Below are 17,439 nucleotides of genomic sequence, written 5' to 3' on the forward strand. Positions count from 1 at the left end.
GGAACCCTCAAGTGTGTCCCGTATGCGCCGATTCTCGTTCCGTGATAGCTGTGGCTGGGGTCAGCGTGACGGAAGCGCTGGACCATGCCCAGGAGCGGCTGGACTTCTTCGACACGGTGGCCGCGATGGAAGTTGCGGGGCGGGTGATGGAGGACGCGCGGGCTGGGCGGCACTCCGAGGCCGCGCTGGCTCGGGCGCTCACCATCATGGCCGGGGTGCATCGGGCCCGGGATGAATACCCGGAGAGCATGCGGGTCGTACTCGAAGCGCTGGAGATCTGGCAGCGCATCGGGGACCTTGCCGGGGAAGCGATCGCCCGGTGTATCGATGCCCGGGTGCTTGTTGCTGTCGGGCAGAGTGATGAGGCCGTGGCCGAAGCGGACCGGGCTCTGGTGGCCGCTGACCGGTCCGGGGACCGGACTGCCCGGATCAAGGCGCTGACCACGCTCGGGGCCGTGTGCGTCAGCATTCAGCAGCATGACGTGGGGATCGAGCACTGTCTGCGCGGGCTGCAGCTCGCGCGCGGGTTCGCCGATGAGCTGGCCGTGGGCATGCTGCTCGACACGATGGCCTGTGGGCACCTCGGGCGGGTCGAGCCGGCCCGGGCGCGGCACGACTACGCGATGGCCGACGCCGAGCTGACGCTGGCCGCGGAGCTGTCCACCGAGGCCATGATGATCGCGCGGCGGCACGGGCACCGGCGGTACGAAGCCGTCGCGGTCGCCAACCTCGCCGAAGGCGTGGCCCTGGGCGGGCGGCCCGACGAGGCGTTGCGGCTGCTGGAAGGGTTCCGGCTCGACCCCCAACAGGACGCCGCGGCCGTGATGACGCACTACCTGGACAGCCGGGGGTGGGTCTACCTCGAGCTGGGCCGGCACGACGAGGCGATCGCGATGTTCGCCGAGGCGCTGGCGCTGGCCGAGGGCGAGACCGCGGCCATGACCTACCACGATCATCTGGCCCAGGCGTACGAGAAGGCGGGTGACCTGCGCCGGGCGCTGGACCACTTCAAGGCGTTCCGGGCGCTGTTCGAACGGATCGCCTCCGACGCCGCCAAGCGGAGCGCCAGCGTGGCCGCCGTCCGGTGGGAGACCGCGCAGCTGCTCCGGGAGAGCCGGCACGACTCGCTGACGGGGCTGCCGAACCGTCGCGCCCTGGACGAGATTCTCGCCGTCGAAGCCGTGGACCGCGCCGTCCTGCTGGTCGACGTGGACAACTTCAAACGGGTCAACGACACGTACTCGCACCTGACGGGCGACGAGGTGCTGCGGCGCCTCGGGATGATCCTGGGCATCACCTGCCGGGCCGGTGACACCGCGGCCCGGTTCGGCGGTGAGGAGTTCGCCGTGGTGCTGGACCAGATGGGCTCCGACGGCGCGGGTGATGCGGCCGAGCGGCTGCGCGTCGCCGTGGAGAGCTACGACTGGAGTGCGGTCACCGACGGGCTCACGGTCACCGTCAGCATCGGGGTCGCTCACGGCGTACCCGAGCTCCTCGCTGTTGCCGACCGCAACCTGTATCGCGCCAAGAACAGCGGCCGCAACCGGGTCTGCGCATAGCGAAGGACCGGGCTCGTCCCTGGGGATGGGAAGGACGAACCCGGTCCGTACGGCGGTCCGGGGCGGATCAGCCGTTCAGCATCGTCAGCAGTTGGCGGATCTGATCGGTGCGTGACTGCCGGACCCGTTCGGCGAGCGCCTTGGCCTCGGTGTTGGCACCGCCGGTCCGTTCCATGTTCGCCATCTCCACCGCGTTGTGCTGGTGGGCGACGAACAGGTTGATGAAGGTCGTCTCGAACTCGCCGCCCGTGGCGTCGCGCAGCGCCCTCATCTCCTCGGGGCCGGTCGCGGGCAGGCCGCCGTGGTCGGCGTGCGCGTTCGGCGCGTGGTCGACCGTGGTCGGCTTGGACCAGCCCTCCAGCCAGCCCTTCATCAGGGTGACCTCGTCGGCCTGGGTCACGTCGACCGCCTTGGCCAAGGCCAGGAGCTCCGGCTTCTTCGCCGATTTCTCGGCGATCTCGACCATCTCCAGGCCCTGCTCGTGATGGGCGACCATCATCTGCAGGTACATGACATCCGTGTCGTTGTACTTGTCGCCGGCCTGGACGGCGGCGGCCACCTTGGTGTTCTCCGCCGCCTTGTCAGTGCCGCAGCCGGTCAGGGCCAGGACCGCGACGACGACCGCGATTGCTCGGTATTTCACAGCGGCAGCCACAGGGCGAGGGTGTAGATCGACGGCTCCCAGCTGCTCAGCGAGGTGTGACCCTGCCGGCATTCGTACGTCTGACCCTTGAATTTGACCTTGTCTCCGGTCTTGTAAGAGACGTTGGCGGCCCAGTCACCCTTGGCCGGGGCTTGGGTCGGCTTCTCCTCGACCGGAGGCGCGGGCTTCGGGTCGGCGGGCTTCGGGTCGGCCGGCTTGGTGGGCTCCGACGAAGGCGGCGGGTCGGACGGGGTGGAAGGAACCGTCCCCCCGCCGCCTCCGACGTTCAGGTCGACACAGCTGTAGAACGCGTTCGCCGTGTCGCCGATGTTCCACACCGCCAGCACCTTCTGGCGCCCGGGGAAGGCGCTCAGGTCGACCGTGTGGTTGACCACCGCGTCCGGCTGCGCGTTGCCGCCGTCCACCGTGGCGACCTTCTTGCCACCGACGAAGTACTCCCAGTTGCTGGTGCGGTGCCGGGCCGTCATCACCCAGGTGAAGGTGACCTTGCCGGCGACCGACTTGGCCGGCCAGTCGCGGCTCTCGTCGCTCAGCACCGAGAATCCGGCGACCCCGCCGTCGCAGCTCTTCAGGCCCTTGACGCCCTCGACGCTCTGCGGCTCGAACTGGATCTGTCCACAGTCGGCGACCCCGCCGGTGGCGCAGAGGGACTGCCGGCTCGGCGGCGACGAGACGTAGCCGTGTGCGAGCGCGGGCGAGGCGACCACGATGGTCGAGGCGGCGGCCCCGAGTGCCACCAACGGATAGGTGATCGCTCTGCGCATTACGGGGGTCTCCCAACTCCAGGTGCGGTGACTGACGAAAAGGAACGTAGCCACGCCTCCCATAACGGAGCCTTAAAGGTTCATGAAGGGCCCAACAGCATCGCGACGCGCGCGCCGCCGAGCGGGCTGCGGCCGATCGCCAGCCGGCCGCCCGTCTGTTCCGCCACCCGCCGGACGATGTCCAGCCCCAGGCCGCTCGACCCGGCGCCGCTGACACCGCGCTGCATGGCCGTCGCCGGGTCGGCGATGCCCGGGCCCGCGTCGTCGAGGTAGACGCCGCCCGGGGACACGCTCAGCCGGAACGCCACGCCCTCCGGGGTGTGCGCGAACACGTTGCCGAGCATGGCGTCCACGGCCAGGATGAGTTCGCTGCGGGCCACCGGCACCCACACGGGGCGCTCGCCGCCGCGCACGTCGTACCGTCGCCCCTGGTCCTCGGCCAGCGCCGACCAGAACGCCAGCCGGTCGGCCAGCACCTCGACCAGATCGGTGTGCTCGGCCCGCAACCGCGCGCTGGTGCCCGCCCGCGCCGTGCTGATGATCTGCTCCAGTTCCTCGTCGAGCATGTCGCAGGCCTGCCGCATCCGGTCGGCCACCGGCCCGGGCGGCATCGAGTCGGCGTCCAGACGCAGCGCGGTCAGCGGCGTCCGCAGCCGGTGCGACAGGTCCGCGGCCAGCTCACGCTCGTTGTGCAGCAGCCGCTTCAGGTCGTCGGCCATCGAGTTGAAGGCCACCGCCGCGTCCTGGAACTCCGGCGGCCCCGACGGCGTCAGCCGCACCGACAGGTCACCGCCGCCCAGCTTGCGGCTCGACTCGGACAGCTCCCGGGTGGCCCGCACCAGCCGCCCGCCCAGCCGGTCCGCGAGCAGCAGCGACCCGGCGACCAGCACGACGGCGAGCCCGATCAGCGCGAACCAGGCCGGCCACACCCCGCGCCACATCTCGCCCTCCGGCACGTACACCTCGATCACCACCGCGCGCCCGTCGCTGAGCACGCTGGGCTGCAGATAGGCGAGGCCGCCCAGGGCCGTCGCGGTGATCGGCCGGCGTGCGCGGTCGGCCAGGGAGACGTCCGCCGCGGCCACGTGGGTGGTCCCGATGGGCGACAACCCGGGCAGGTGTACGGCGAGCCGGCCGGCGCTGCCCGCCGGGGTGCTGGCCACCGCCACCGTCAGCAAAGCCGGATCCGATTGCACGGCCAGCGCGGCCACCATCGCCGACGCCTGCTGCCGCGCCTCGCCGATCGCCCGGTCGTGGGCGATCGTCCGGGTCGCCACGATCAGCGGCACCAGGAAGGCCAGCGCCACCATCGCCGTGATGGCCAGCGCCAGCAGATTCAGCGCCCGCCTCATTTCGGGACGACCATCATGACCCCGACCCCGCGTACGGTATGCAGATAGCGCGGAGCCGCCGCCGTCTCGCCCAGCTTGCGCCGCAGCCAGGAGATGTGGACGTCGATCGTCTGCTCCTCACCGACCCGGGCCTGGTCCCACACCTCGGCGAGCAGCTCCCGGCGGCTGACCACCTCGCCCACCCGCTCGGCCAGATAGGTGAGCACGTCGAACTCGCGCCGGGTCAACTGCAACGGGGCGCCGTCGAGAATCACCTGCCGCTGCCGGGGGCTGATCTCCAACCCGCCCACGGTGATCACTGAGGGTGTGGCTTCCGGGGCGGTGCGTGCCCGCCGGAGCACGGCGGAGATCCGGGCCAGGATGTGCCCCGCCGAGAACGGCTTCGTCACGTAGTCGTCGGCGCCCGCCTCCAGCAACGTGATGATGTTCTGCTCGGAGCGCCGCGCGGTCGCCACGATGACCGGCACGGCCGAAACCTGCCGCATCATCCGCAACGCGTCGGCACCGTCGATGTCCGGCAGGCCGAGGTCCAGGATGACCAGGTCAGGCTGATCCTCGGTGAGGATCTTCAGCGCCGCACCGGCCTGCCCGACCGGCCGCACCACGTGCCCGGCATCGCCCAGAGCCCGCACCAGGGCGGCCGTGATGTACCGGTCGTCCTCGACCAGCAGGATCAGCGCCATGGCACACACCCTAGATCGACGCCCCGGCGTTTCGTCGCGGCGGCGTCGAGGTGCCATCATTGCCCGGTGCGTAGTCCCCGGACCTGGTTCCCGCTTCTCGGCTGGATGGCCGCGACGCTGACCAGCATCGTGCTGGCGTCGGTCGCCATGCTGCCCGTGCTGCGCACCGCGACCGGCGACGACGGCGGTCTGCTCTCCGCCGATCAGCTGCGCCGCTCCGGGGCGGGCAACCCGCTTCCGCTTCCCTCCGTACCCCCGACATCGCCCAGCCCGGCCACCCCCGCGGCCGAGCCGGACGACGAAGCGGAACCCACCGGCGAGCCCTCACCGACCCGCACCACCAAGCCGCCGCGCACCACCCCGCCGACGAAGACGACCTCGCCGACCAGCGCTCCCCCGGCTGCCGAGTCGCGGGTGGTCGACGGCTGGACCGTGACCACCGCCGGTGACGGCGTCGAGACGTATGTGCGGTCGTTCCGGGTCGACGGCGGGCAGGCCGTGATCCGCATCCGGGACGGCAAGGTCGGGGTCGTGAGCGCCACCCCGAGCAACGGCTTCGAGGTGGCGACGGTGCAGAACAGCCCGGAGAACCTGGCGGTCTACTTCAACGAGACCAACCACAGCTTCATCATTCACGCGGTCTGGAACGTCAACCGCCCGTTCGCCGAGGTCAACGAGATCGGCGGCTGAACCGCTCGCTCGCGGCGGGCGTGACCGGCGCGAAAAGGTTGACCAGGTTGCCGTCCGGGTCGTGGAACAGCAGCGACCGATTGCCCCACGGCATCGTGGTGGGCTCCTGCTCCGGCGAGACGAAGCCGGCCAGGTCGCGGAAGGCGGCGTCCACGTCGTCGACGCGGAACTCGATGATCACGCTGCGGTTCTCCCCCGGCCGGATCGCCGCCGGCGCGGTGCGTGTGCTGCCGATCGCAAGCGTTCCGTACGAGGTGACCAGCTCGGCGAAGTCGTCGTTGAGCCGCTCGGCGGGCACTCCGGTGACCTTCTCGTAGAAGTCGGCCAGCCGTGCGACGTTCTCGGTGATGACGCGAATCGATACGAAGTCCATGCGCAAGACGCTAGAACTGATACTGGACAGATTCGGTCCAGTATTCCGGGTAGATTCCCGGACATGGCCCGCCCGACCGCTCAGGTGCTCACGCTGCTGGAGTTGCTCCAGTCGGGCGGCGTCCGGACGATGACCGAACTCGCCGACCGCCTCGGCGTCGACCCGCGCACGGTACGGCGCTACGTCGACCACCTGATCGACCTGGACGTCCCGGTCGAGTCGGTGCGCGGGCGCTACGGCGGATACCGGCTGGCCAGCGGTTATCGGCTGCCGCCACTGATGCTCAGCGACGACGAGGCGCTCGCCGTGCTGCTCGGCCTGGTCGCTGGGAGCCGGTCCGGGCTCACGACCGCGGCGGCCGGCACCGCCACCGAGACCGCCGCCGCGAAGATCCGGCGGGTTCTCCCGGCGCGCCTCGCCTCCCGGCTCGAAGCCGTCCTCGAGTCGCTCGCCTTCACGGCCACGCCCGCTTCGCCGCCCGCACCCGAGACCGGGGTCCTGCTCACCATCGCGGACGCGGTGCGTCACCACCGGCCGGTCACCATCCGGTACGCGGAACGCGACCGCACCCTGCATCCGTACGGGCTGGTCGCGCACTCCGGTCGCTGGTACGTGACCGGGCAGGACGCCGGGATCGGGGAGGACCGGACGTTTCGCCTCGACCGCATCGCACATGCGCGGGCGTTGCCGGGGTCGTTCACGCGGCCGCCGGGAGTCGACCCCGCGCAGCGTGTGCTGGACGGGCTGGCCACGGCGCCTTATCGACACGAAGTCACATTGCGCGTTCAGGGGACGCCGGCTCAGATCCGTGAACGCTTACCGGCCAGCGTCGCCGTCGTGCGCGAGGGCGAACCCTGGTGCCACGTCGACATCCGCGCCGAGAGCCTCGACTGGATTCCGGGGGTGCTCGCGTCGCTCGATCTGCCGTTCGTCATCGAGCGGCCGGAGGAGTTGCGCGAGCTGGTGCGGGCGCTGGCGGGACGGCTTGCCGCCTCCGCGGATCGCGTCTGAGCGTCTGCGCATCCCGCCCTCCCCGCGCCTTTCGGCCCTCCCCGGTCTCCCCGCTCTCCCCGCGCTTCCCCCTCTTCCCCACGCTTCCGGCCCTCCCCACTCTCCCCGCGCTTCCGCTATCCCCGCGCTTCCCCTATCCCCGCGCTTGCGGCGGCCGGACGCATCAGGATGGACGGATGACTGTCGCGCAGACGCCGCCGATGGGGTGGAACAGCTGGGACTGCTACGGGACCACGGTCACCGAGGCGGAGGTGCTGGCCAACGCTTCGTTCATGGCAGGGCATTTGCTTCCGTACGGCTGGGACACGATCGTCGTCGACATCCAGTGGTACGAGCCGACCGCCCGCGCCGGGGGCTACAACGCCGGGGCGCCGCTGCGGCTGGACGAGCTCGGCCGGCCGTACCCGCGATCAACCGCTTCCCGTCCGCGGCCGACGGCGCCGGTTTCCGTCCGCTCGCCGACCGGATCCGCGATCTCGGCCTGCGTTTCGGTCTGCACATCATGCGCGGCGTTCCCCGCCTGGCCGCCGACGGCCGCCGTCGTGGTTCCCAGGTGACTGCTGACAGCGACTCACCTCCGGCGGCTAAGGGCAGCGCGCCCCGGCAGGCGGCGGAGCGCAGCGGCTCGCAGCAGGCGGCGGAGCGCAGCATCTCGCGGCCGGCGGCCGAGCACAGCGGCTCGCGGCCGGCGGCCGAGCACAGCGTGGCGGCACCGGCGGCCGACTGCGGCGTTATCCCGTCGACGGCTGCCGGCGGTCTGCTCGACCTCGGGCTCGGCGACATCGCGGACCGGGACGCGGTGTGCCCCTGGAACAGCGACAACTACGGCCTCGACCATGACCGGGCTGGCGCGCAGGACTACTACGACTCACTGGGGACGCTCTTCGCCGGCTGGGGCGTCGACTTCGTCAAGGCCGACGACATGCTCTGGCCCTACCACGAGCGTGAGATCGCAGCGTTCGCCACAGCGCTGCGCCGCTCGGGCCGGGAGATGACGTTGAGCCTCTCCCCCGGCAGGGCCATGTCCCTGGAGCGCCTCGATCATCTGCGCGCCAACGCCGCGATGTGGCGCATCTCCGACGACCTGTGGGACCGCTGGGAGGACGTCGAGGCGCAGTTCGCCCGCCTCGCCGCATGGGCGCCGCACGCCCGCCCCGGCGCCTGGCCGGACGCCGACATGCTCCCGCTGGGCCACATCGGCATCCGAGCCGAACGCGGCGACGACCGCATGTCCCTCCTCACCCCCGACGAGCAGCGCACCCTGATATCGCTGTGGTGCCTGGGGCGCTCCCCGCTGATGATGGGCGGCGACCTGCCGACGTCACCGGCCGAGACGATCGCCCTGCTCACCAACACCGCGGTGCTCGACATTCTCCGAAGCAGCCACAACAACCGCCAGGTCATCCGCGACGGCGCCCTGGTCGCGTGGACCGCGGAGGCCACCGACCGCGACGCCCGTTACGCCGGCCTCTTCAACCTGGACAACCACCCCACAGCCATTCGTGTACGCGCCGCCGACCTGGGCTTCCACCGCGCGGCGGCGATCACCGACCTGTGGACGGACGAGACCCTGCCGGCGAACGGCCCGGATCTCTCGGCCGAGGTCCCGGCCCACGGCTGCCGTTTGCTCCGCATCGACCAGCCGGCCACTAACGCCTGACATCGCGGACCGCCCCGCCCCAGGACCGCCCCGCCCCAGGACCGCCCCGGCCCCAGGACTGCCCCGGCCCCAGGACCGCCCCGGCGCAGGACCAGCCGGCGTAGGACCAGGACGTGGCCCGAAGCCGCGCGACGGGCACCGTCTCATTGCTGGAAGGCGACGGGGCGACCGGCCACACGAACTCCGCGGACGGCCGCCGCAGGGCCTGGCGCGGTCACACGCCATAAAACCAGCGTGATCCCGCCACGGAAGGCCGACGCGGCCGCTGGCCTCGCAACGAGCACGGCTTGCCCGACGCACGCCGCGACACCACCGCTGGCCTCGCAACGAGCACGGCTTGCCCGACGCACGCCCCGACACCACCGCTGACCCGCAACCAGCACGGCTTGCCCGACGTGGCCGCAGGGCGTGCGACCGATCAGGTTTCCAAGCGGATCACCGCCGCGGGGCAACGGTCGACGGCCTCGCGGACGGCCGTGAGCTCGGACGGGGGCGGGGTCTCGTCGAGGAGGACGACGATGGCCTCCTCCTGGTCCTGGTCGAACACCGCCGGGGCGGTCAGTACGCAGTTGCCCGCCCCGATGCACATGTCGCGGTCGACGGTGACCTTCATTGCCACACCACCGGCAACTCCGCAGGGCCACGGACCGGCGTGTCCTGCTTCCAGGCGATCTCGTCGAGCGGAACCGCGATCCGCAACGACGGCACCCGCCGGGCCAGCGCCCCGAGCACCGTGGTCAGCTCCATGCGGGCGATCTGCTGACCCACGCAAGCGTGCGCGCCGTGCCCGAAGCCCAGATGCGCCCCTGGCTTGCGGGCCACATCGAGCACGTCGGCGTCGGGGTAGAGGCTCTTGTCCCGATTGCCGGACTGCACCGCCGCCACCACGTAGTCGCCGGCCTTGATCTGCTGGCCGCTCAGCTCGACGTCCACTGTGGCCCGCCGCAACAGACCAAGCCCGACGCCGAGATAGCGGACCAGTTCCTCGGTCGCCGAGGCGGCGAGGGACGGATCGGCGACGAGGCGATCCCACTGACCCGGAGTGGAGAGCAGCGCGACAAGGCCGTACGTGATCATCGACGCCGTCGTGTCGAAGCCCGCGATCAGCAGGGCACCGTTCATCGTGGTGAGCTCGGCGTCCGTCAGCGGGCGTTCCGCGTCACGGGAGTGCACGATCATCCGGCTGAGCACGTCGTCGCCCGGCTCGTCGCGGCGGCTCGCCACCGCCTGGTAGAGGTAACCGAACAGTGGCTCGAGCGCGGCCTCCAGTTCCTTCGGCGTGGTAGCGCCCGTGAACAGCGCGCTGGCCGCGTCACGCATGAGATGCCGCTGCTCCGGAGGCACGCCGATCAGCTCCGCGATCACGCCGGTAGTGATCGCCGTGGAGAACTGGCTGTGCAACGGGTATGGCTGAGGCGATGCCAGCATCCGGTCGATCGCGTCCTCGGTGATCTGCTCGACCAACGGGCTCAGCTCGGCGAGGCGGCGCGTGTGCGTCACCTGCGGCGCGAAGTTGCGCCGGATCCGGATGTGCTCGGGCCCGTCCATCTGGGTGAAGCTCCGCGGCGGCGCCTCCGGGTCGAAGCCGTGCAGAACGTGAGAGGCGGTCCCGGGCTGGACCGAGAACCGTCGCCCGTCCCCCAGAACCTCGCGCACCCCCGCATAGTCGGAGACCAGCCAGGCGTCGATCCCGGTAGGGCACGCCACCCGGACGACCCGGGACGTGGCCCTGAGCTCCGCATACTCAGGAGGCGGGTCGAACGGCCATTCCTCTTCGCGCGGGATCGGCAGTGCCGGATAAGCCATCGCAAAACCTCCACTGTGGGCAACCGACACAACACGTTACGCAGCATCGACCAAGGTCGACATCCCTGTGTCAGGGATTGTCACGTCAAGGGATCAAGACAGTGCGGACACCGGGCGACTCCGGCGCCGACCACACCGACTCCACCTCGGCCAGCGGCTCGACCCGGGCGGTCACCGCAATCGCGCCGGAATCGATCTCCTCGATCAGGGCGGGCAGCTCCTCGAGGTAGGCGCGGGTCGAGACGGCGCCCTGGCCGTTGCCCTGAAGGCGGAAATTCGCCGAGCGCAAAGCCACCGACGGAAGCTGAATGGTCGGGCCGGCGACGGAGCCGATCTGGATCCAGTTCATCTCGCGACTGCGGTCGGCGCGTGCGCGCAACAACGTCAGGATCGCGTCGCCGGCCGGCTTGCCCCACAGGTAGTCGAGGACCAGGTCGACATCGGCGGCAGCCTCGGCCAGCGCGCCCGGGCCGTCGTCGAGCGCGACGATGTCATCGGCGCCCAGATCAGGCAGCCGGGCCAGGCGGGTGCGGTCACGGCCGGCGCCGACCACCCGCCCGGCGCCCAGTCGCCTGGCGATCTGGACCGCCATCTGACCGGCGTTACCGGTCGCGCCGAGAATCAGAACGGACTGACCGGGAGCGATCGGCACGCGGCGCCTCAGCGCGACCCAGGAGGACATGGCCGGGTTCATGCCCGCGGCGATCCTCGGCAGGTCCGTGCCGGCCGGGATCGGAACGCTGCGGCGAACATCGACGACGGCATGGGTGGCCATCGGGCCGGGCAGCCCGTCGTCGGCGACGAAATAGACGATGCGACCGCCGGGGAGCCGTGCGACCCCGTCGACGCCGGGGATCATCGGCAACTCACCCGTACTCGTGTAATGAAGCCCTGCCGCGGCACTGCGGACCCGCGGATGCAGGCCGATGGCGAGCACCTCGGCCTCGGCCTGGTCGTCGCCGGCCGGATCAGGGAGCTCGAACGGCTCGTAGAGCGGCGGGCGGTCGAACGAGCGGACCACTGCGGCGTGCACCTTCATGGCTCCTCCTGAAGTAGTTGGTGGCACGTACTAAGTTAGTTTGTGGCGCGAACCACTGCAAGGTGGTTTGTGTCACGTACTAAAGTGGGTGTCATGCCTCTCGATCCGGTGGATGCTTTGGTGCAGTTGTCGTTCGTGGTGCAGCGCGCGATCGCCACGGCGGGCGCTGCGCATGATCTGTCGGTCGTTCAGGTCCGGATGCTCGGCATCCTGCGCGATCGTGAGCCCGGCATGTTGGAGCTCGGTGTCCACCTGGGTCTGGACAAGTCGTCGGTGACCGGGCTCGTCAGCCGGGCGGAGAAACGGGGGTTGGTAAGGCGATCGGCCTCGCCGCACGACGGGCGGGTGGTGCTGGTGTCGCTCACGGCTGCCGGTCGCGAGGTGACCGAGCGGGGTGAGGCGGAGATCCGGGACCGGGTGTTCGCATTGACCGAGCACCTCACCGCCCGGCAACGTGCCGAGCTCACGATGCTCGTCGGCACGATCGTCGGCGACGAGTCCGAGTCCGGGGAGAGGGAGGAGTCCGGGGAGAGGGAGGAGTCCGGGGAGAGGGAGGAGTCCGGGGAGAGGGAGGAGTCCGGGGAGAGGGAGGCCTGAAACGTCAGGTGGAGTCGGCGCCGGAGTGGTTGCGGACGGCGTTCAGGACCTCGTCGGCGGGCCGCGGCGGCGCGTAGAGGTAGCCCTGGCCGGTGTGGCAGCCCAGGGCGACCAGCTCAGCGGCCTGCTCCGGGGTTTCGATGCCCTCGGCGATGGTTCGGAGCCGCAGCACCTGGGCGAGCCGGATGACCGCCTCGGCGGTCGCCGCTCCGGTCGGGGTGCCGTCGAGTTCGGCGACGAAGCTGCGGTCGATCTTCAGGATGTCTACGGGAAGGCGGGTCAGGTAGTGCAACGACGAGTAGCCGGTGCCGAAGTCGTCGACGGCGATGCCTATGCCGTGGCCGCGCAGCTTCGCCAGTACCCCGATGGCCGCCTGGTCGACGATGGCCGACTCGGTGACCTCGAGGACCAGACGGTCGAGGGCGATTCCGGTACGCCGGGCGACCGCCAGCACGTCGTGGATCAGGGTGTCGCGTTGCAGTTGCCTCGGCGACAGGTTCACCGAGATGCACTGCCGCACGTCCGCCATGTCGCGGCAGGCCTGGTCGAGCACGTGCAGGCCGATGTCGTAGACAAGGCCGGTGCGTTCCGCGACCGGGATGAAGTCGAGGGGCGGGACCAGGCCGCGGGTCGGATGCTGCCGGCGGACCAGGGCTTCGAAGCCGGCCGGGGTGCCGGTGCCGATGTCCACGATCGGCTGGTAGTGGACGCGCAGCTCGCCTCGCCCGGCGGCGCCGGCCAGTTCCTCGGCCAGGGCGGCGTCGAGGGCCCGGCGGTCCACCATGGACTCGTCGTGTCGTGTCCAGGTGTGCGTCCCGGATCGTTTGGCGGCGTACATCGCCAGGTCGGCGCGCCGGAGCAGTTCCTTGATCGTGTCGCCGGGGCGGCTGTCGGTGATGCCGATGCTGGCGGGCACGGTCACCGTGTCCTCGCCGAGGCGGACGGGGCTCGCCGCGAGCGCCGCCAGGATGCGCTGCGCCACCAGCTCGGGGGACCTGGCGTCGAGCAGCAGCACCGCGAACTCGTCGCCGGCGATCCGGGCGCAGGTGTCGTTGGTGCGGACGGCTGCCCGCAGGTGGTGGCCGAACTCGTTGAGGACGATGTCGCCGGCCGCGTGGCCGTACGCGTCGTTGATGAGTTTGAAGTCGTCCAGGTCGATGAGCAGCAGCGCCACCGCGTCGGATCGCCGGACCGCCGTGGCGATCGCGTACTCCAGGCCGGTGCGGTTGGCCAGGCCGGTGCGGTTGGCCAGGCCGGTGCGGTTGGCCAGGCCGGTGCGGTTGGCCAGGCCGGTGCGGTTGGCCAGGCCGGTGCGGTTGGCCAGGCCGGTGCGGTTGGCCAGGCCGGTCAGCGGGTCGGCGACCACCAGGGCCTGCGTGGACCGCAGCGACGCCGTCATGTGCACCATCACCGCGGCGAACGTCAGGAACAGGCAGAAGACCAGGCCGCCCCAGGGGTAGAGGGCGTGCTCGCGGATCGCGACCGCGGTCAGCATCACCGCACCGGTCAGCAGCGACAGCAGCACCAGCCGCCGGGACCAGACCGGCCGCACGACCAGCCGTCCGCTCTCCCTGGTGTGCGCCGCGACCAGCAGCGGCGACACGGTGAGCAGGAGGCTTCCGGTGACCATCGCGGCGTCCAGCGGCCAGTAACCGGCCGGGTCGGAGGCGCCGCGGACGTCCATCGCGTTCCACACGGTGTCCGTCACGAGGAGCACCATCAGCCCGGCCGCCAGCGACGTCACCGGATGGGTCAGACAGGGCAGGGCGCCGCCGAGCACCAGCGCGCAGACGGCGGTCAGGAGCAGCAGATCACCTACGACGTACGCGAGGATCCGCGCCAGCTCGAACCATCCCCCGTCGGCGCCGACCGCCGGGCCGAGGACGAAGTACCAGGCCAGCATCGCGCCCGCGGAGACGATCATGACGATCTCGGCGAGGAACGACCACCGCCCGCGGCCACGGATCTCGGCCAGCCGGGAGGCGAACGTCGCCGCCGTGAGCAGCGCGACCATCAGCGACCGCAGCGCGATGCCCAGCCAGTAGGCGGCCGGTTCGCCGGTCTGCGCGTACCAGAGGAGGTGGAACAACGCCGCCACGGCGCTGACCCGGGCCAGGCCGACGAGGCGCCAGGCCCACGGGTACGGGCTGTGCCGTTCGGCCCGGAAGCTGCAGACCGCCCCGATCATGTCGAGCAGCACCAGCGACGTGAACAGGACAGCACGCCGCAGACCCGGGTCGGCCAGCGCCGCGACCTGGGTCGCGGCGACCAGACCGACCAGTACGGCGGCAGCCCGCGAGGACGGCCGCCACCTGCTCATGTCCTACCTATCGACCACCCTGCCGATCTCCTGGGTCGGCGAAGATCCGCTCGAAGATCTGGTCGATCACCTCGTTCTTGGCCAGGTTGTAGTCGCCGGGGCGCTCGGCCGTCTCGTCGGCCAGGCGGCGTTTGGTCCCGGCGTACAGGGCGCGATCCTCCTCGTGCGTGCGCAGCCAGTCGCGGAAGAGGCGGTGCCGGATCGGCTCGGGGGCGTCCTTCGGCCAGACGTGCAGGTGCAGTTCCTCGATGTCGTCGACGAGCATCCGGTGCCCGCACCACCAGGGCTCGCGCAGGATCAGGCGCCAGCCCTCCGCCTCCAGCGCGGGCAGGTAGCGGGCCTCGTCCGCGGTGTCGTCGACCAGCACGTCGATGTCGATGATCGGCTTGGCCGGCAGGCCCGGGACCGATGTGGATCCGACATGCTCGATGCCGAGGAGCACCTCGCCGAGGGCCTTCTTGATGCGGGCGCTGAAGTCGTCGAAGCGGCCGGGCCACGCCGGGTCGTACTCCTCGACGACGATGGGCTGGTCCTTGCGCGGCCACTCGCCGACCACGCCCGCGGCCATCTGTTCCGGGGTGGCGACGGAGCGTTCCCGCACCTCGCGCGGATAGTGATTCAAAGCGACCTCCTGGGAGAAACAAAGTCTTCCAGCGTACGGAATTCAGGTGCCGCCGCGCATCTGGATTTCCGGGCGGTGCGTCACGCCGCACTCACCAGGTCAAGGAAGGGGCCGCCGCTCCGGCGCACGAAGGCGAGGTGAGAGAGCGGCGCGCAAGGGCGACGTGAGAGAGCGGCGCGCAAGGGCGACGTGAGAGAGCGGCGCGCAAGGGCGACGTGAGAGAGCGGCGCGCAAGGGCGAGGTGAGAGAGCGGCGCGCAAGGGCGAGGTGAGAAGGCGGCGCGCGAAGGCGGGTGAAGAGGCGGCGCGCAAATGCGGGTGAGAAGGCGGCGCGCAAGGGCGAGGTGAGAGAGCGACGCGCCAGGGCTGGTGAGTAGGCGGCGCGCAAGGGCGACGTGAGAGAGCGGCACGCGAAGGCGGGCGAGAGGGCGGGGTGAGATGGCGGGGTGAGAAGGCGGGGTGAGAAGGCGGGGTGAGAAGGCGGGGTGAGAAGGCGAGGTGAGAGAACGCCCCCGCGCGAGAGGGCAGGCGCGCGAGAGGGCAGGCGAGAGGGGTCAGGCCGAGAGCGCGGCATACCGGCCGCCGTTGGCGACCAGGGTGTCGTGGGTGCCTCGTTCAAGGATCCGCCCGCGGCCGACCACGACGATCTGGTCGGCGTCGCGCACCGTCGACAACCGGTGCGCGATCATCACCGTGGTGCGGCCGCGGGCCAGTTCGTCGAAGGCGCGCTGCACGGCCCGCTCCGTCGACGAGTCGAGGGCGCTGGTCGCCTCGTCCAGGACCAGGATGCGGGGATCGCGCAGCAGCGTCCGGGCGATGGCGATGCGCTGCTTCTCGCCGCCGGAGAACCGGTGGCCTCTGGAGCCGGTCACCGTGTCGTATCCGTCGGGGAGGCCGGCGATCAGGTCGTGGATCTGCGCGGCCCGGGCGGCCTGTTCGATCTGCTCGTCCGTGGCGTCGGGGCGGGCGTACCGCAGGTTCTCCCGCACGGAGGTGTGCAGCAGGTAGGTGTCCTGGCTGACCAGCCCGACCACCCCGGCGAGGTCGTTGAGTCGCAGGTCGCGCAGGTCGACGCCGTCGATGGTGATCCGGCCGGCCGTCGGGTCGTACAGCCGGGTGATCAGGGCCGCGACCGTGCTCTTGCCGGAGCCTGTCTCCCCTACCAGCGCCAGGGAGGTGCCGGGCGGCACGTCCAGGGTGATGCCGTCGACCGCGGGAATCTTGCTGTCCGCGTACGTGAAAGTGACTTTCTCGAAGCGCAGGTGGCCGCGCACCGGCCGCGGCAGATCTACCGGCTCGGCCGGGTCGTCGATGTCGACGGGCAGGTCCAGGTATTCGAAGATGCGCGCGAACAGCGCCAGCGAGCTGGTCAGCGAGACCCCGACGCCGAGCAGGCCCATCATCGGCCGGAACAGGCCGGACTGCAGGGCGGTGAACGCGACCAGGGTGCCGATGCTGAGCGTGCCCGCGGTCGGTGGCAGGCCGGCGCTGAGGTAGATGGCCGCGGGAATGGCCGCGAAGATGATGTTCATCGACGCCATCCGCCAGCGGCCGGCCAGCTGGGAGCGCAGCTGCAGGTCGATGAGGCGCCTCGAGGAGGCGGCGAAGCGGTCGACCATCGCGGCGCCGGCGCCCATCGTCTTGCTCAGCTGGGCGCCGCTGATCGACAAGCCCTCTTCGATGGTGACGGTGAGGTCGGCGAGCTCGCGCTGGCGCTGGGCGGTGATCTCCTTGCGCAGGCGGGCGACGCGCCGGCTCAGGTAGAGCGCGGGAGGCAGCACCACCAGCGAGACCAGGGAGAGCTGCCAGGACAACGCGACCATGGCGACCGCCGAGGCGATGGCGGTGGTGAGGTTCGAGGTGATCGAGGTGGCGGTCGACGTGACCACCCCTTGCACGCCGCCGATGTCGTTGGTGATGCGGGACTGCACCTCGCCGGAGCGGGTCCGGGTGAAGAACGCGACGGACTGCCGGTTGAGGTGGGCGAAGGTGTCCACCCGCAGCTTGTGCATGACCCGCTGGCCGACGGTGGTGGAGATCCAGGTCTGGACCAGGCCGAGCGTGGCGGTCAGCGCGGCGACGCCCACCATTCCGGCGACCAGCCAGATCAGCAGCGTGAGGTCCTGCCGGGGCAGCGCCCGGTCGATGATCTCGCGGAGCAGGAACGGTGAGGCCATGCCGAGCACGGACGACGTCATGATGAGGACGGTCACCACCGCCAGCCGCGGGCGCTGGCCGGCGAACAGCCGGGCGATGCGGCGCAGCGAGACGTCGGCGGTCCCGGTTCGGGCTTCCACGTG

17 protein-coding genes are annotated in these 17,439 nt (G+C 71.0%); 6 read left to right on the forward strand and 11 right to left on the reverse strand.

Translation table 11 applies throughout. The features are described from left to right. Positions 1-65 precede the first annotated feature (65 nt). Positions 66-1,559: a GGDEF domain-containing protein gene (locus tag QSK31_RS25330; protein WP_285686804.1), complete on the forward strand. Its 1,494-nt coding sequence runs from the start codon at positions 66-68 to the stop codon at positions 1,557-1,559. A gap of 67 nt (positions 1,560-1,626) precedes the next feature. Here the strand turns inward: QSK31_RS25330 and QSK31_RS25335 are convergent, their stop codons facing one another. From QSK31_RS25335 to QSK31_RS25350, 4 genes are all read right to left on the reverse strand, one after another. Continuing rightward, on the reverse strand, positions 1,627-2,160 hold the full coding sequence (locus QSK31_RS25335) for a DUF305 domain-containing protein (RefSeq protein ID WP_502873007.1): 534 nt from the start codon (positions 2,158-2,160) through the stop codon (positions 1,627-1,629). 38 nt (positions 2,161-2,198) lie between these two features. Beyond that, positions 2,199-2,987 (reverse strand): lytic polysaccharide monooxygenase, encoded by a 789-nt coding sequence (locus QSK31_RS25340; RefSeq protein ID WP_285686807.1) that lies wholly within the window; start codon positions 2,985-2,987, stop codon positions 2,199-2,201. A gap of 80 nt (positions 2,988-3,067) precedes the next feature. Continuing rightward, positions 3,068-4,339, reverse strand: coding sequence for a HAMP domain-containing sensor histidine kinase (locus tag QSK31_RS25345; RefSeq protein ID WP_285686808.1), 1,272 nt, complete (start codon positions 4,337-4,339; stop codon positions 3,068-3,070). Continuing rightward, on the reverse strand, positions 4,336-5,022 hold the full coding sequence (locus QSK31_RS25350) for a response regulator transcription factor (RefSeq protein WP_285686809.1): 687 nt from the start codon (positions 5,020-5,022) through the stop codon (positions 4,336-4,338). The genes QSK31_RS25345 and QSK31_RS25350 overlap by 4 nt, the downstream gene beginning before the upstream one ends. A gap of 66 nt (positions 5,023-5,088) precedes the next feature. Between QSK31_RS25350 and QSK31_RS25355 the strand changes: the two genes are divergently transcribed. Then, on the forward strand, positions 5,089-5,712 hold the full coding sequence (locus tag QSK31_RS25355; RefSeq protein ID WP_285686810.1) for a DNA mismatch repair protein MutL: 624 nt from the start codon (positions 5,089-5,091) through the stop codon (positions 5,710-5,712). On the opposite strand, the gene QSK31_RS25360 is transcribed toward QSK31_RS25355, so the two are convergent. Continuing rightward, positions 5,693-6,085, reverse strand: coding sequence for a VOC family protein (locus QSK31_RS25360; protein ID WP_285686811.1), 393 nt, complete (start codon positions 6,083-6,085; stop codon positions 5,693-5,695). The two genes, QSK31_RS25355 and QSK31_RS25360, sit on opposite strands and share 20 nt — an antisense overlap. A 63-nt stretch (positions 6,086-6,148) precedes the next feature. Here QSK31_RS25360 and QSK31_RS25365 point away from each other — a divergent pair, with 63 nt between their 5' ends. The 3 genes from QSK31_RS25365 (at position 6,149) to QSK31_RS25375 (ending at position 8,756) form a co-directional block, all read left to right on the forward strand. Further along, on the forward strand, positions 6,149-7,096 hold the full coding sequence (locus QSK31_RS25365) for a helix-turn-helix transcriptional regulator (protein ID WP_285686812.1): 948 nt from the start codon (positions 6,149-6,151) through the stop codon (positions 7,094-7,096). 176 nt (positions 7,097-7,272) lie between these two features. Next, complete coding sequence (locus QSK31_RS25370; RefSeq protein ID WP_285686813.1) at positions 7,273-7,653, forward strand: hypothetical protein; 381 nt, start codon at positions 7,273-7,275, stop codon at positions 7,651-7,653. Further along, positions 7,650-8,756 (forward strand): alpha-galactosidase, encoded by a 1,107-nt coding sequence (locus QSK31_RS25375; RefSeq protein WP_285686814.1) that lies wholly within the window; start codon positions 7,650-7,652, stop codon positions 8,754-8,756. Before QSK31_RS25370 ends, QSK31_RS25375 begins: the two co-directional genes overlap by 4 nt. 418 nt (positions 8,757-9,174) lie before the next feature. Here the strand turns inward: QSK31_RS25375 and QSK31_RS25380 are convergent, their stop codons facing one another. The 3 genes from QSK31_RS25380 to QSK31_RS25390 all read right to left on the reverse strand — a co-directional run bounded on the left by QSK31_RS25380 (position 9,175) and on the right by QSK31_RS25390 (position 11,601). Further along, positions 9,175-9,369: a ferredoxin gene (locus tag QSK31_RS25380; RefSeq protein ID WP_285686815.1), complete on the reverse strand. Its 195-nt coding sequence runs from the start codon at positions 9,367-9,369 to the stop codon at positions 9,175-9,177. Continuing rightward, positions 9,366-10,562 (reverse strand): cytochrome P450, encoded by a 1,197-nt coding sequence (locus QSK31_RS25385; RefSeq protein WP_285686816.1) that lies wholly within the window; start codon positions 10,560-10,562, stop codon positions 9,366-9,368. Before QSK31_RS25385 ends, QSK31_RS25380 begins: the two co-directional genes overlap by 4 nt. An 85-nt stretch (positions 10,563-10,647) precedes the next feature. After that, positions 10,648-11,601: a quinone oxidoreductase family protein gene (locus QSK31_RS25390; protein WP_285686817.1), complete on the reverse strand. Its 954-nt coding sequence runs from the start codon at positions 11,599-11,601 to the stop codon at positions 10,648-10,650. A gap of 93 nt (positions 11,602-11,694) precedes the next feature. Here QSK31_RS25390 and QSK31_RS25395 point away from each other — a divergent pair, with 93 nt between their 5' ends. Beyond that, complete coding sequence (locus tag QSK31_RS25395) at positions 11,695-12,198, forward strand: MarR family winged helix-turn-helix transcriptional regulator (protein WP_285686818.1); 504 nt, start codon at positions 11,695-11,697, stop codon at positions 12,196-12,198. A 4-nt stretch (positions 12,199-12,202) separates the two neighbouring features. On the opposite strand, the gene QSK31_RS25400 is transcribed toward QSK31_RS25395, so the two are convergent. The 3 genes from QSK31_RS25400 to QSK31_RS25410 form a co-directional block, all read right to left on the reverse strand. Beyond that, complete coding sequence (locus tag QSK31_RS25400) at positions 12,203-14,518, reverse strand: putative bifunctional diguanylate cyclase/phosphodiesterase (protein WP_285686819.1); 2,316 nt, start codon at positions 14,516-14,518, stop codon at positions 12,203-12,205. 7 nt (positions 14,519-14,525) lie between these two features. Next, on the reverse strand, positions 14,526-15,140 hold the full coding sequence (locus tag QSK31_RS25405; RefSeq protein ID WP_285686820.1) for a GrpB family protein: 615 nt from the start codon (positions 15,138-15,140) through the stop codon (positions 14,526-14,528). 553 nt (positions 15,141-15,693) lie between these two features. Next, positions 15,694-17,436: an ABC transporter ATP-binding protein gene (locus QSK31_RS25410; RefSeq protein ID WP_285686821.1), complete on the reverse strand. Its 1,743-nt coding sequence runs from the start codon at positions 17,434-17,436 to the stop codon at positions 15,694-15,696. Positions 17,437-17,439 lie beyond the last annotated feature (3 nt).

Origin of the sequence: Actinoplanes sp. NBRC 103695, from assembly GCF_030269485.1 — a bacterium.
Lineage (GTDB): Bacteria > Actinomycetota > Actinomycetes > Mycobacteriales > Micromonosporaceae > Actinoplanes.

Excerpts from the sequence above, each read along its gene's own strand:
- QSK31_RS25365 (WP_285686812.1), top strand. The coding sequence starts at position 6,149 with ATGGCCCGCCCGACCGCTCAGGTGCTCACGCTGCTGGAGTTGCTCCAG.
- QSK31_RS25350 (WP_285686809.1), bottom strand. The coding sequence starts at position 5,022 with ATGGCGCTGATCCTGCTGGTCGAGGACGACCGGTACATCACGGCCGCC.
- QSK31_RS25345 (WP_285686808.1), bottom strand. The coding sequence starts at position 4,339 with ATGAGGCGGGCGCTGAATCTGCTGGCGCTGGCCATCACGGCGATGGTG.
- QSK31_RS25370 (WP_285686813.1), top strand. The coding sequence starts at position 7,273 with ATGACTGTCGCGCAGACGCCGCCGATGGGGTGGAACAGCTGGGACTGC.
- QSK31_RS25395 (WP_285686818.1), top strand. The coding sequence starts at position 11,695 with ATGCCTCTCGATCCGGTGGATGCTTTGGTGCAGTTGTCGTTCGTGGTG.
- QSK31_RS25340 (WP_285686807.1), bottom strand. The coding sequence starts at position 2,987 with ATGCGCAGAGCGATCACCTATCCGTTGGTGGCACTCGGGGCCGCCGCC.
- QSK31_RS25380 (WP_285686815.1), bottom strand. The coding sequence starts at position 9,369 with ATGAAGGTCACCGTCGACCGCGACATGTGCATCGGGGCGGGCAACTGC.
- QSK31_RS25400 (WP_285686819.1), bottom strand. The coding sequence starts at position 14,518 with ATGAGCAGGTGGCGGCCGTCCTCGCGGGCTGCCGCCGTACTGGTCGGT.
- QSK31_RS25385 (WP_285686816.1), bottom strand. The coding sequence starts at position 10,562 with ATGGCTTATCCGGCACTGCCGATCCCGCGCGAAGAGGAATGGCCGTTC.
- QSK31_RS25390 (WP_285686817.1), bottom strand. The coding sequence starts at position 11,601 with ATGAAGGTGCACGCCGCAGTGGTCCGCTCGTTCGACCGCCCGCCGCTC.
- QSK31_RS25360 (WP_285686811.1), bottom strand. The coding sequence starts at position 6,085 with ATGGACTTCGTATCGATTCGCGTCATCACCGAGAACGTCGCACGGCTG.